Source organism: Singulisphaera chitinilytica (assembly GCF_049331405.1).
GTDB lineage: Bacteria > Planctomycetota > Planctomycetia > Isosphaerales > Isosphaeraceae > PoT.
In genome coordinates this window covers 9101459-9114716 of the sequence record NZ_CP186274.1, presented here as the reverse complement: position 1 = coordinate 9114716, position 13258 = coordinate 9101459, and the positions used below count along the sequence as shown (strand labels likewise).

The following is a 13258-nucleotide window of genomic DNA, read 5'->3' as shown; positions in this document are numbered from 1 at the left end:
AAACACTATTCGCCTGGCGCAGCGGGTTTGATGCGTCGGGGGAGGATTGACGATGAATTCCCGCAATCCGGACCCTAGCCGATCTGGCCGGTCAGGGACATCTCCAGGGAGCGAGCGGCCATCGCGAGTTGTTCCTCGAACTGATCCGCTCGCACGGGCGTCTCCAGGATGGCAGGGGCCGAAATGGGGATCAGGGAGGCCAATGACCGGAAGGAACGCTCGGCACTCGGCGAAATCGGGGCGTGTTTGCTGCTCGAGCCGATGGTGCTGATGTGGATCTGCTTGATCCTGGAACGGAAGGCCTTCGCGATCTTGTAGGCCTCGGTCATGGAAGTGTCGACCTGGCGGGCGTGGGCGATGTCGAAGCACATCTGGGCGTCGGGCAACTCGTCGAAGACCCGGCTCAACTCCTCGACGGTCCTCCCCAAGGGCTTGCGCTTGTCCATGTTCTCGATGAGCAGGAGCGGCCCGAACTGCTTCCAGAGCCTGTAGTCGCGGATCGTGTCGGGATGGGCGACGATCGGCCATCCCCGGTCGCTCAGCGCGGAGAGTCGCTCGACGACTTCGGCCTCCTGCTCGGCCGAGTAATCCGTGGGGGCGTGGATCGAGACGTGGGAGAATCGGCCCAGGTCCGTCCTCTCGGCGAAGTCGAGCAACTCCGGAAGCTCCCGGATGCGGAGCGCGGAGAGCTCGACCGCCTCGACGGCGATCCCGTCCAGCATCCTCAGCGCTTCGTCGAGGTTGCCCGGGGCGATGGCCCCCGTGGAAAAGCCGAGAGGACGCATTAGAAGACTCCGTATGTCTTTGTCAGCTCATGGATCTCGGGGCAACCGGCCGGGTCGAAGAAGACGGCGTCGAGTGCGCCCTGGAACTCATGGCCGATATCCCTCACCTGCTGATAGACGGGGTCGGTCGCGGCCTCGGCTTGCCCCAACTCGTCGAGCCGACTGCGTATGTCGTCGTTGTTGAGGAGCCGGAGGAACTCGTCGTAGGCGCCGAACAGCTTCGAGGCCGCCGGCTTGAGGTTCTCGAACTGGAGGAAGAGCTTCGCGAAGAGGCCCAAGGGGGGCAAACTCACGAGCTTCGAGAGGTGGTCGACGATCGCCAGGGCGGCGGACTCGGGATCGACCCCGGGAGCGATGACCGTTTCAGGAGGATTGATCGCACAATCGAAGCAGATGAGGAGCCCCGAGGCGTAAGTTATCTTCCTGGAAAGCCTTAGCTTAGCCGTGCGGAGGGCCCAGCCCCGGCCGGCTCGCTGCCTCCGCTTGTAGGCGAAGTCGACGGCCAGGGTCCGCCAGTATCGGGCCATGTCGTTCTGGAGGAACCGGGGCACGTTCCTGGGGTTCCAGGTGTGCATCCAGCCGTAATCCTCGCGAATGTATCGGCCGAGGATATTGTTAATCACCCGCTGATAGGCATCGTTCCGCCCGATGCATGCGGATTCGAGCAGGAGCAGCATGCGTCGGGTCAGGTTCGCGTTGGTGTCGTCGCCCCCGCCGATGTAATTGATCAGGTCGTGGCTGAAGGCCAGGCCGCCAAAAGTCGCCTCGGCTCCGGGGCCCTTCACCGCCTGCTCTTTCAGGCGAGCCTCGATGTCGAGCGAGGCCCCGAGGTGTTCCGGATCAGCGATCCCGTCGACCAGGAGCACCCAGTCGAGGTCGCTCCCCGAGGTGAGCTCGTGCCGGGCGAGCGATCCGAATACCACGATGCTCGTATCTTCGGTCGTGAATTGGCCGAGCTGGGCGTCGAGCGTCCTCATCCTCGCCTCGGAGGCCGAGGTTGCATCCGCGATGGCTCGCCACTGAATGCCGAGCCGCTCGGACAGTTGCTGGACGGGATCTTCTGATGTCGCCACTTACGGTATGCCTTGGGAGATCAAAGGTTACACCAGGTAAGGGTGACTGGCTCGGACACCATTCCGAGAGGTGAAGTATACCCCTGTGGGCGCGGAGGGTCCAACCTGATTCGGTGCGGACTCGGTCCTGATCGGGTCTCGACCCGGAAGGGAGCCTTCTCCGCCGATGGCTTGGTCGTCGGAGGATACTCGCCGACGGTGACGGGACCCATCCTCGGCTCCCGGTTTTCAATCGGGGCGATTTCGTCGAGAATGGCGGGGACGGGCCTCGAACGTTGTACGAGCTTGCCGGGGCCGCATGGGTGACTGGAGAGGATGGGGTTGGGGATGGAGACGCGGACGCCGTTGAAGACGAGCGGGATTTATGGGGGGCCGACGTCGACGTCGGCCTTCAGCTTCGGGGGGCGAGAGGTCAAGGTGGTCCGGCCGGCGGATCCGGATCGGCTGCTCGACGACCCGGCGGTGCGGGCGTTGAACCGGCAGGATGACTACATGCCGTACTGGGCCTACCTCTGGCCGGGGGCCTTCCTGCTGGCCGAGGCCGTCGGGCGCGAGCCCTGGGCCGAGGGGACGAAGGCCCTCGAGATCGGCTGCGGACTGGGCCTCGCCGGGCTCGTCGGCGTGGGACGCGGACTGCATGTCAACTTCACCGACTACGACGAGGATTCCCTCGGCTTCGTCGCCAGGAGCGTCGAGGCCAATGGCTTCGACCCCTCGCACTGCACCACCGAGCGGCTCGACTGGCGCGAGCTGCCGGAGACCCAGTACCCGGTGATCCTCGGGGCCGACGTCCTCTATGAGCACCGGCTCGTCCCGCTCGTTGCCGACCTGCTCGCGAAGATGCTCGCGCCGGATGGATTCGCTCTCGTCGCCGGCCCCTACCGCGTCGCGACCGAGGGGATCGCCCAGGCCCTGAACGCCCGAGGCCTCGTCTGCGAGGACTCCTCCATCGAGACCGACGCCGAGATGGGCCACGTCCGCGGGACCTTGCACCGGATCCGCCGCAAGCCGGCTTGATCCGCAAACATCTCGATGCGATGATCCCGGCCCGAGGCCTCGGGCCGGGACGTGAACCCACTCCGCAGGAGGATCAGCCGCCGCTCGGGTTCGACTTGGGCAGGAACGGCAGGAGTTGCTGGACGAAGCCGGGGAACTGCCGGGTCTGGATGTAGACGCGGCCAGGCCCCCGATACCGGCAGACGAAGCCCTCGCCCGAGAGGGCCGACTGCATCATCCCCTTGAGGAACCCGCCGACCCCCTGCGTCTTGCCGGTCGCCTTCTCGAGCTTGTAGTCGACCGTCTCCTCGAACGCGACGATGTGGCCGGTGTCGACGATGTATTCCTCGCCCGGCGCGAGGTGCTTGACGTGGATCGCGCCGAACGACGACAGCAAGAGCAGGCCGCTCCCCTGCACCGTCAGCAGGAAGAGCCCTTCGCCCGAGAGCATCCCGCGCATGCTCCCCTGGACGTTGATGTTGAGCCGGGTGTCGCCCGCGAGGTAGCTCCCCGGCTGGACGAAGAACTTGTTGCCGGTCATCTCGATCGCGAGGATGTCGCCGAGCGCCGAGGGGGCCAGCGTGATCTCGCCGGAGCCGGTCTCGGCCGTGAAGGTCGTGCGGAACAGGGACTCGCCGCCGACCGCGCTCTTGAGGGCGCCGAAGACGCCGCCCCCCGCCATCTTGGCCTCGAGCCGGATCGTCGGCGACATGCTGACCATCGCCCCCGACTCCGCCAGGATCTGCTCGCCCCGATCGAGCGAGACCACCGCCAGGCTGAACGACGGCTGATAGAGAATCTCATGCTTCATCGTAGGAAACTCCGATCGGCGACCGACCCTTTGGATTCGTCCGGCAAGGCGAACCCCCTTGCCTCGTTCGATGAGAGGATTTCGTCGCCCCCGCCGGGATATTCACAGACCCCCCGCGAAATGCAAGACCCTATCGCTTCGCGCGGGCCTCCACCCACTTCGCGTCGATCGCCTCACTGCGATCCACCTATTTCGAATCGCAAAACACGAGCCGGCCCGGCCATGCGGCAACGCCCATCGATCGAGAGCAGTTGATTGATTTGGAGATGTGATGGATCGGCATGGGGAGGCCGTCCCGGCGTAGCCCGAGGCCGGGCTCGACTGCACTCCCTTCCCGGCCGAGGCGAGTCATCACCCGGAGTCATCGCGAAGTGGAGTGGCGTGGAAAGGAAGGCCGCGCCGGGCAACGCAAGCGTCTGCAAGAGATGTTCAATTCGTCAAATTATCACGAAGCAGGATCGTGCAGCGAAAAAATACGAGAGATCGGTGCAGGCGACCCATCCCATTGCCACTCGGCGGTTTCGGTCCGATCCGCGGCCTCCTGTATTGAGGTCGCGGGCCCCGCGATGCGGATATGCTGCTTGACGCCTTGTCAGGAACGACTAATATCGGAGTCCCCCCGCCTGATGCAAGGATGTACGGAGGCAACATGGACGTCCACGCGACTGCCCGCAAGTCCGCGCTCTGGTTGGGGCTCCTCTTCGGTTCGCTCGCGACCGGCCCCCTCGCCCACGCCGATCCCACGTTTAACGTCACCGACATCGGCTCATCGTCCGACCTGAATCTGAGCGCCCTCGGCAGTGGCGTCAGTGCCGCGACGGGCACATACCTGGGCACCCTCGGCCCCGATGGCGTCGTCAAGAACAGCCTGACGGGCGTCACTTATGACTTCCCGATGTCCGTCAACCATTTCGACGCCGCCAACCCTGATGTGAGCGTGCCGGGGACGTACATCTGGTACTTCGGCACCAACCCGCCGACACCCGTCTTCTACCCCATGAAAGATATCTGGGAGAATTCCCAGGGTTCGGTCATAGGGATCGTCCCCGGCGAGGGTTCGACGATCTCGGATTCCCGCGATAGCCCCTCCTGGAGCTATGCCTTTAAGCAGGCCGACGGCACCCTCAGCCACCTCACCGTGGTGCCCGACACGAACCCGGCCCCGGCGGGGCGCTTCAATCCGTATGTCAGCATGAGGATCAATGACCTGAACCAGGTGGTGATCACCGACGACCACGGCACCTACCTGCAGGATTACCAGTTCAACCATGTCCCGCTCGATCCGCTCCTCCCCGCCGCCATTCGCGATGATCCCAAATATTTCGGCATGAACATCCTCGGATTCTCGAACAACGGCTCGATCCTGGCGCAGGCCGTCTTCACCGGCGGGACGTCGGAGTTCGGCTTCAACGTCTCGGACGTCTTCCTCCTGACCCCCTCGGGCCTCCCGGTCCCCACGCCCGAGCCGACGAACCTGGCGACCTTCCTGGCGGCGTCCGTCGGCCTCGTCGTGCGGCAGGCCCGCCGGCGCAAGAGCCTCGACTGATGCGACGAGGGAGTCGCCTCTCCGAGGATCAAGCGGGTGACCGGCTTCCAGCCGCGCCGTTATCGATCGGGAATTCACACGACTCATCCTCTTGAGGCCCCTTCTTGCAATCCTATTGCTGAAGTGAAAATAAAATTAAGGGTGGCCCGGGTCGGCACAACCTGGGTCGCGCAGCGACAAGAGGTCGGCCGCGGTTTGCCCTGCCGAGATCGGGGGCTGTCTGCGATTCCCCACAGCCCCAGAATTGACGAGAACGCTGCTACAAACCCAGCTCGACTCCTCGTCATGGGGTGGCCGCGATTGGAACAATCGGGGTCGCGCAGCGACGAGAGGCCAATTGCAGTTCGCCCCGCCGAGATCAGGGGCCCTTCTGCGATCTACCCGGCGCGTTTCGCGGGCGCGAGATCGAGGGCGGGCCGGCCGCATGTCCTCCGCAATGTCGCGGGCCGAGTGCCAGCCCGGAAGAGCGCGGAGGGCTTGCGGATCGGACGGGGAAAGAGGGATGGCTTCTGGTTTCGGCCGAGCGTATTGAGAAGAACCTCTCGTCGCTGCACGCCCCCGGTTGTTCCAACCGCGGCCACCCAGGAAAGAGACCGGAGTTCGTAAGGCCGGGGCTAATTACAGTCGGAATCTCGACGCTGCGTTCCCCTGATTGTGCCAATCACGGCCCCCAAAGACGGGGGGTCGGCCCTTGCTTTGGGTCGGGCCCTGGTTCATGCGAGCGGCCACAAACAGGCCCAGAAATGCGGAAGGCGTCTGCTCGCGTCGCGACGAGAATCCTGCCGAACCGGTATCTCGCCTAAACAACGACCTCCACCCCAAATCGCGAAAGCAGAAACGGTGCTCGAGCGGCGGATCGGTGACGATCGGGCGGCCGAAGATCGCGAGGACGACGGCCTGGGGATCGACGAGCGAGCCGCCGCCCGGGCGGCGATCCATGGTCATGGATGACTCGCCCTTCAAGACGCAGGTCGCTCGATTTCGGTTCGCCCGATTCTCGGTCTTGAAGTCGAGCCCCGTTCGCCGGTCCGCTCAAATCGGCAGGGCCGTCAGGGCTTGACGGGGACGCTGGCGAACTTGGTGGTCGGCTTGGTCGGGGCGTCGCGCTTGTAGACGGTCAGCCAGCGGAGGTCGCCCGGCTTGGTGACGAACTCGAACGGGCGGCTGGCCCGCTGGTTCACGCCGAAGCAGTTCATGAAGCGATCCCCCTGGAGCCGGTAGATCCCGTAGAGGTGGTCGCTCTCGTAGCCCGACTCGCTGATCAGGTTGATCCGCCTGGGCTTGGCCGACGTGTCCAGCTCGATGCGGCCTCGGCCTTCGAACTCATTGCGGATCGTGTAGTGGAGTTGCCCGTCGAGCAGGCTCCGCTTGATCGTCATGGTGATCCCGCGGTTCCGCTGGCTCGATTGCCGGCAGCCGACGACCACGCGCTCGGCCAGGCTCCAGCTCCCTTCGATCCCCGCGTCCACCTTGCCCTCGGTCCGCTTCCAGGTGTCGAAGACGTGGTTGCCGTCCGCCTTGGAGACGAACTCGGTGGGCGGCGCGGTCCCGGCGAGGCCCAGGCATTCCTTGAGGATGTCCCCCTCGACCGAGCAGAGCCCGACATACCTGGCCGTGTGCGACTTGCCGCCGATCCGGCGGATCTCCTTGTCCAGCTTCTTGCTCGGGTCGTCGGCGCGGAAGTTCATGACCCCTTCGATCACCAATGTCCCCGACGCCTTGAAGCGGTTCCCCTCGATGACGAGCTTGTCGCCGAGCGTCGTGACCGCCTTACCGTCCGACTCGATCAGCTCCGTCTTCCACGTCCCTTGCAGCCGATCCAGGTCAGTCGCAGGTCGGTCGGCGCCGGTCAGCAGTCCGACGACCAGGAACATCGCCAACACGAGTCTCACGGAAAGCACCTCGATGTGCGGACGGCGCGTGGGGGGGAAACACCGGGGCCGAACGTCCCTGGCCCCGGCGCGACTCCCAATGAGGCGCGCGGAAGCCTTGCGTTGCTCGGCCATACGGCAACGAATGAAAAGAACCTGATTTTTGGATCGTTGCGGCGGAAGAGGAGCCGGATCAGACGGACGAAGGACGGGGATTCGATCCGCGAGAAGCGCAACGAGGTCGGACCGAGGGGGTCGGACGGCCTCAGGCCTCCGCGAACGTGATCCCAGATTGGTGGTCGATAAGTTAAGAGAAGGACCCCCATCGGAAGATGGGCGGTCGACTGACGAAACGTTTGATCCGTCCGCAGAACGGGACAGATCGAAGAGCCTCACAGTACGACACCAGAGCGGGTCCAGTCAAGGACGAGTCGAACGGATTCCCAAATTAATCGTTCAGGTCGTCATTCCCGGGCGTCGCTGCACGAAACCGAACGATTCATCCAGGATGCCCCTTCGGGCCTCGCGCAAGACGTTCCTTGGCCAAAGGAGGGAGCATCGCCCCCGGGACGCATCCTCGAGGCCTCTGATGCCTCCCCTGCCCTTCGCCTCGGATTCGGGTCTCGATTTCACGACTTGAGGTCCTTGAATCTACGCCGGGCCACAGGTTTGTGACTCCCGTCGCATCGATCGACGCGGAATGGTGGCCTTCGCAGCGGCGGAAGGGAGCATATCGGGCATGCCGCCGCGGCGGGCTTCCTCCGGGATTATCCCCGACGCCCGGCCGGACTCAAGACCTCGGGATCGAATCATGACACTTTGAGCGTCAAGGAATGTGAAGAAGTGAAAACACCAGGAATTTACAAAAGGTAACATGCCGGCCTCACCCCCGGTATCCTGCCGGCTCCCGGCCATCGGCAGAGCCTGTTTCGGTGCCGACCGTTATGGTAGTTAACGACTGTCGCATCTCCATTCCCTACACTCCCGATCACCGAGCGGACGAACGCCATGAACGGACCGACCCTCAATCGTCGCGGCGCATTGAAGACCACGTTGCTCTGGGCAGGCGCGATGTCGCTTGGCCGGTCCCCGAGGGCCCTGGGCTTCGCCTCGGCCAATGATCGCCCGAGGGTCGCGGCGGTCGGGACGGGGAGTCGTTGGTGTCAGAAGGCGTCGGGGCTGACCGGGCCCCACGGCACGGCCCCCCACTTCGCCAAGCTCGGCGACTACGTCGTGGTCTGCGACGTCGACGAGACCCGCAGGGCCCGCGCCGCCTCGCTCGTGAACGAGTGGAACGGCAAGTCGCCCGAGAGCGTGCTCGACTACCGGGCGATCATCGACCATAAAGGCATCGACATCGTCCACATCACCACGCCCGACCACTGGCACGCCAAGGTCGCGATCGAGGCGATGAAGGCCGGCAAGGACGTGTACTGCGAGAAGCCGATGACCCTCACCATCGAGGAAGGTCGGCAGATGGGCGAGGTCACCCGCAAGACGGGCCGGGTCGTCCAGGTCGGGACCCAGCAGCGCAGCGAGATGACATTCCTGAACGCGATCGCCCTGATCCGCGACGGCCGGATCGGCAAGCTGAAGAAGGCGACCTGCGTCATCGGGGCCGCCGACAGCAGCCCCGAGATCCCGGTCGTTGCGCCCCCCAAGGGGCTCGACTGGAACCTCTGGCTCGGCCCCGTGCCGTTCGCCGAGTACCGCTCGCTCGCCGGGGACCACGGCGAGACCAAGAGCTGGTCTCGCTGCCACTACGAGTTCCGCTGGTGGTACGAGTATTCCGGCGGCAAGCTGACGGATTGGGGCGCCCACCACGTCGACATCGCGACCTGGGCGATGGGCAAGGAGGCGACCGGCCCGATCTCCGTCGACCCGGTGATGGTCAAACACCCCGTCCCGTTCAAGGACGGCTACCCCACCGACGACACGAAATATAACACGGCCACCGAGTTCCTCCTCAGGGCCAAATATGCCGATGGGATGGAGATGGACATCCGCCACGACGGTGAGAACGGCATCGTCTTCGAGGGCTCCGAAGGTACCATCTTCGTCGCCCGCGGCAAGCTCCGCGGCCAGGCCGTCGACGACATGAAGACCAAGCCCCTCCCCGCCGGTGCGCTCGAGGCCCTCTACAAGGACCGCCCCCCGACGGATCACATCCGCGACTTCTTCGACTGCGTCGTCTCGCGCAAGGAGCCGGTCTCCGACGTCTGGACCCACCACCGCGCCCTGACCACCTGCCACCTCGCCGGCATCGCCGCCCGCCTCGGCCGCCCGATCCGCTGGGACCCCGAGCACGAGCGCATCGTCGATGATTCCGAAGCCCAATCCTTCATCACCCGCGAGCGCCGCAAGGGCTTCGAGATCGAGGTCTGAGCCAGTCCCCTCGCATGCCTCATCTCGGCCGCCGATCGGCCGACGCCCGAGCCCCTCTCCCCCCGAGGGGCCTTGCGTCGTTTGATCGGCGATTGTATTTGTAAAGAGAAATGATCTGAAAAGATATGGATAGATGGAGTTATTGGCGTTTTCGAGTTGAGGAGGCTCGAGGCCGGCCGGCGATCTCCCGGGCGTCGCATTGCCGAATTACGCGGGAGCGGCCGGGGTCGGGTTGACGCCCGGGGTTGTGGTCCCGCGACGACGGCAAGCAGAGGGGAGAATAGGATGTTCTTTTTTTTCAAGGTGTTCCCATCTGCAATGATTTTTGAAACAATGACCGGCCCCCTACAGGTGTAAGCCTAATCGATTCGCGAGGGCCATCATGTCCGCTCGTCGACGCCGAGGATTCACCCTGATCGAACTGCTGGTGGTGATCGCGATCATCGCCGTGCTCATCAGCCTCCTGCTGCCGGCGGTCCAGGCCGCGCGCGAGGCGGCCAGGCGGGCGCAGTGCCTCAATAACCTGAAGCAGCTCGGGCTCGCGTTCCAGAATTACGAATCGGCGAACGGCGCCCTGCCCCCCGCCTACGTGGGGAGGGGGACCGGCAACACGGTCTCTTGGACGAATGGGTGGAGCGCCCTGGCCCGCATCTTGCCCTTCCTGGAGCAGAACTCGCTCTATAACTCGGCGAACTTCGGCGTCTGGAAGGAAGATCCGGTCAACACCACGGCCGTCGCGATGAACGTGAGCGTCTTCGACTGCCCCAGCGACCCGAAGACGCAGCCATATCTCCACGACTATGGCTACGCCGGCGTGAATAGCTACGCGGTCTGCCAGGGGAACTGGTTCATCTGGGGTGGTTTCAGCGGGCCCTACAACGGGGCGGCCTTCAGCACCAACCAGGCCCGCCGGTTCGCGGAGATCACCGACGGCCTCAGCCAGACGATGTTCGTCTCCGAGGTGAAGGCGCAGCAGGCATCGGCGAACTGCCGCAGCACGGCCCTGTCGATGATCCAGAACCCATCGAGCGTCCCGCCGCCGAACGCCGACCCGTTCACCGTCGCGCCCGAGTACAACACGTGCAACCCGACGCTGGTCGGGGCGGCCCAGTTCGAATTCCACACGGAATGGTCCGACGGCAACGTCCACTCCTCCGGCTTCACCACCTCGTGGCCCCCGAACAAGGCGATCAAGGGGACGGCGTCGTGGAATCTGGGGCTCGACCTGGACCTCAACGGGATCAACCAGGAGTTGGGAGGCCCGTCGTTCTCGGCGATCACCTCGCGGAGCTACCACCCCGGCGGCGTCAACGTGCTCTTCGGCGACGGGTCGACGCGGTTCGTCAAGAGCTCGGTCGACGGCATGACGTGGCGTGCCCTCGGGACCATCGCCGGCGGCGAGGTCGTGGGTGGCGACGCCTACTGATCCCAGGACTGGAGGTGGTCCGATGACCTGGCGAACTCTCATCCTTTCCGCCTTGCCGGCGCTCCTGGGAGCCGACTTCCAGGCGGCCCCGGCTGTTTCGGAGGCGAAAAGCCCGGCCCCCACGCTCGCGCGGACGTTCACTCTCGAGGGCGTTCGCGGGCCCGCGGATCGGACGGGGATCGTTGGCCGGATGGATCACATGCGGTACGACCCGCAGACGCATCGGCTGTTCGTCGCCTGCGTGGCCAACGGCTCGCTGGAGGTGATCGACCTGGACTCCGGGACGCGAGTGGGGTCCGTCGCGGGGCTCCGGGGGCCGCAGGGCGTCGGCGTCCTCGGCCGGTCCGTCTACGTCTCGACGGGGGACGACGGCCGGTTACACCGGTTCGACGCCCGCACGCTCGCGGCCGACCGATCGGTCGCGGTCGGAGACGACGCGGATAACGTCCGGGTGGATCCCGACGGCAAGGTCTGGGTGAGCTTCGGGGGGGCCGGGCCCGGCGGGATCTCCTGCTTCGACGGGGAGACGCTGGCCTGCGAGCGGACCCTGCGATTGCCGAGGATGCCCGAGGGATTCCAACTCGACCCGTCGGGCCCGGGGATCTTCGCCAACGTCCCCGCGGGGAAACGGTCGGCGGAAGACGGCTCGGTGTTCGGGCTGGACCGTCGGAGTGGCGATCCACTCTGGGAGCGCAAGCTCGCGAAGCGGGCGGGCAATTTTCCGATGACCCTGGATCCGGCGAACCACCGGCTGTTCATCGTCGCGAGGAGGCCGTCTCGGTTGATCTGCCTGAGCACGCACGACGGGTCGATCCTCGGCGAGACCCCCTGCCCTCCGGAATCCGACGACCTCTTCTTCGACCCGCGCTCCGGGATCGTCGCCGTGATCGGGGGAGGGACCCTGCCGAACGCGAGCGACCCAGGAGGGGTCGGGGCCTCGCTCGACGTCTTCGCCATCGACAAGGCTGGCGTACCCTCGAGGATGGGAGGGGCATCCCTGCCGCCGCACGGCCGGACGGGGATCCTGGTCGTCGAGCGGCGCACGATCTATGTCGCCGTTCCCTCGGCAAGGAACCGACCCGCCGAGATTCGAGAGTACCGCCTCCCCGAGTGAATCGGCCGGGGCGTCCGCCATGTCCATGGTCGAGCCGCATGGGGGATCGCTCGACGGGGAGGTCGTCGGAAGGCCGACGACCTCCCCCGGCGTGGCGATCAGAAGGAGTCGGCGGAGATGACCTCGCCGCCGTTGCGGGTCGAGAGCCCTCTCCAGACGGCGAGGCTGACCGAGTCCTTCGCGAAGGCGACGTGGCCGTCGCAGAAGAGCAGGTTGACGCCGCCGGGGTGATTGCTGCGGGCGGCCTTGATCGCCGGGTCGTGGGGCGGGCTCGACTGCCAGCAGTCGAAGGTCTTCGAGTTGGGCGTCAGATAGTGGTTGTAGAGCGTGGTCCGGTAGTCGCCGTCCCACCAGGCATACCCCTTGTCGAGCCGCCAGCCGGCGATGGCGTTATTGCATCCGACCGTCGGGCCGTTGTCCGGCAGCGGCGAGGTCGAGACGTAGACGGCTGCACGGCGAGGGTCCTGCGGCGGGGTCGCCCCGGCGATGGTGGTCGTGGTGCCCGAGGCCGGGCCGATCAAGCCTTCCGAGGCGGCCACCGTCCCGCTCGAACCGTCCGCGATCGTCGACATCGATTGCGGGTAGATGAACACGAACGCCCCATTCGCGACGCTCGCCCCGAAGACCGGGTTGCCGGCGTCGCCCACGTGCCCGCTGCCGGGCTGGCCGTCGCCGGTGCAGAACTGGTAATTGCTCGGGCCGTAGGTGCTGCCGCCGCCGGGCAACTGGACCTGCGGTTGGGCCCCGTCGCTCGGGCAGAGGAAGAAGTTCACCTTGGTTGCCATCGCCGTGGTATTCACGGGGAAAGGCGTCCATGGCGAGAAGCCGGCGTACGGGCCCGACCCGGACGGCCCCAGGGCGATCGGCCAGTTGAAGTTCAGCGAGTTGTAGACCGCCGTCTGCTCCATATAGGGCGAGAGCTGGGCGAGGACCGACCAACGCCAGTGCCCGTCGGGGATGCCCAGCGGGCTCATGCCGCCGGGGTTGGCGGGGTAGCGGAAGAGAAAGCCGACCGGAAATGTATTCACGGTCGAATGGTAATTATGCAAGGCGATGCCGACCTGCTTCAGGTTGTTGGTGCACTGGGCACGCCGGGCGGCCTCGCGGGCGGCCTGGACGGCGGGGAGCAGCAGGGCGATGAGCACGGCGATGATCGCGATCACCACCAGCAATTCGATCAGAGTGAAGGCTCGGCGACGCATTCAAGGAATCCCCATGTATGAACTCGGTGCGTATTACCACCCAGGCTGA

The 13258-nt window shown here is 65.5% G+C and carries 10 protein-coding genes; 5 read left to right on the top strand and 5 right to left on the bottom strand.

From position 1 onward, the window contains the following. Positions 1 to 74 precede the first annotated feature (74 nt). Positions 75 to 785, bottom strand: coding sequence for a hypothetical protein (locus ACOYYX_RS35435; RefSeq protein ID WP_422927375.1), 711 nt, complete (start codon positions 783 to 785; stop codon positions 75 to 77). After that, positions 785 to 1858 carry a nucleotidyltransferase domain-containing protein gene (locus ACOYYX_RS35430; protein WP_422927374.1) on the bottom strand — a complete coding sequence of 358 codons (1074 nt, stop codon included), beginning with the start codon at positions 1856 to 1858 and terminating at the stop codon, positions 785 to 787. Before ACOYYX_RS35430 ends, ACOYYX_RS35435 begins: the two co-directional genes overlap by 1 nt. 327 nt (positions 1859 to 2185) lie before the next feature. On the opposite strand from ACOYYX_RS35430, the gene ACOYYX_RS35425 reads away from it, so the two are divergent. Next, a complete protein-coding gene (locus ACOYYX_RS35425) occupies positions 2186 to 2875 on the top strand; it encodes a class I SAM-dependent methyltransferase (protein ID WP_422927373.1) in 690 nt (229 codons plus the stop codon). A 73-nt stretch (positions 2876 to 2948) separates the two neighbouring features. On the opposite strand, the gene ACOYYX_RS35420 is transcribed toward ACOYYX_RS35425, so the two are convergent. Further along, the gene (locus ACOYYX_RS35420) at positions 2949 to 3665 is read right to left on the bottom strand and encodes a TIGR00266 family protein (RefSeq protein ID WP_422927372.1); all 717 of its coding nucleotides are present in this window, start codon (positions 3663 to 3665) and stop codon (positions 2949 to 2951) included. Positions 3666 to 4314: 649 nt separating this feature from the next. Between ACOYYX_RS35420 and ACOYYX_RS35415 the strand changes: the two genes are divergently transcribed. After that, the gene (locus tag ACOYYX_RS35415) at positions 4315 to 5211 is read left to right on the top strand and encodes a hypothetical protein (protein WP_422927371.1); all 897 of its coding nucleotides are present in this window, start codon (positions 4315 to 4317) and stop codon (positions 5209 to 5211) included. A 1049-nt stretch (positions 5212 to 6260) separates the two neighbouring features. Here the strand turns inward: ACOYYX_RS35415 and ACOYYX_RS35410 are convergent. Then, positions 6261 to 7103: a hypothetical protein gene (locus ACOYYX_RS35410; RefSeq protein WP_422927370.1), complete on the bottom strand. Its 843-nt coding sequence runs from the start codon at positions 7101 to 7103 to the stop codon at positions 6261 to 6263. Between the two features lie 987 nt (positions 7104 to 8090). Between ACOYYX_RS35410 and ACOYYX_RS35405 the strand changes: the two genes are divergently transcribed. From ACOYYX_RS35405 to ACOYYX_RS35395, 3 genes are all read left to right on the top strand, one after another. After that, positions 8091 to 9467: a Gfo/Idh/MocA family protein gene (locus tag ACOYYX_RS35405; protein WP_422927369.1), complete on the top strand. Its 1377-nt coding sequence runs from the start codon at positions 8091 to 8093 to the stop codon at positions 9465 to 9467. A gap of 382 nt (positions 9468 to 9849) precedes the next feature. Next, positions 9850 to 10893 (top strand): DUF1559 domain-containing protein, encoded by a 1044-nt coding sequence (locus ACOYYX_RS35400; protein WP_422927368.1) that lies wholly within the window; start codon positions 9850 to 9852, stop codon positions 10891 to 10893. Positions 10894 to 10915: 22 nt separating this feature from the next. Beyond that, entirely contained in the window at positions 10916 to 12007 is a 1092-nt protein-coding gene (locus ACOYYX_RS35395; RefSeq protein WP_422927367.1) for a YncE family protein, read from the top strand. 98 nt (positions 12008 to 12105) lie between these two features. On the opposite strand, the gene ACOYYX_RS35390 is transcribed toward ACOYYX_RS35395, so the two are convergent. Next, the gene (locus tag ACOYYX_RS35390) at positions 12106 to 13209 is read right to left on the bottom strand and encodes a DUF1559 domain-containing protein (protein ID WP_422927366.1); all 1104 of its coding nucleotides are present in this window, start codon (positions 13207 to 13209) and stop codon (positions 12106 to 12108) included. Positions 13210 to 13258: the final 49 nt, after the last annotated feature.

Coding starts and splice junctions, on each gene's coding strand:
- ACOYYX_RS35435 (WP_422927375.1), bottom strand. CDS start 785: ATGCGTCCTCTCGGCTTTTCCACGGGGGCCATCGCCCCGGGCAACCTC.
- ACOYYX_RS35425 (WP_422927373.1), top strand. CDS start 2,186: ATGGAGACGCGGACGCCGTTGAAGACGAGCGGGATTTATGGGGGGCCG.
- ACOYYX_RS35420 (WP_422927372.1), bottom strand. CDS start 3,665: ATGAAGCATGAGATTCTCTATCAGCCGTCGTTCAGCCTGGCGGTGGTC.
- ACOYYX_RS35415 (WP_422927371.1), top strand. CDS start 4,315: ATGGACGTCCACGCGACTGCCCGCAAGTCCGCGCTCTGGTTGGGGCTC.
- ACOYYX_RS35405 (WP_422927369.1), top strand. CDS start 8,091: ATGAACGGACCGACCCTCAATCGTCGCGGCGCATTGAAGACCACGTTG.
- ACOYYX_RS35400 (WP_422927368.1), top strand. CDS start 9,850: ATGTCCGCTCGTCGACGCCGAGGATTCACCCTGATCGAACTGCTGGTG.
- ACOYYX_RS35395 (WP_422927367.1), top strand. CDS start 10,916: ATGACCTGGCGAACTCTCATCCTTTCCGCCTTGCCGGCGCTCCTGGGA.
- ACOYYX_RS35390 (WP_422927366.1), bottom strand. CDS start 13,209: ATGCGTCGCCGAGCCTTCACTCTGATCGAATTGCTGGTGGTGATCGCG.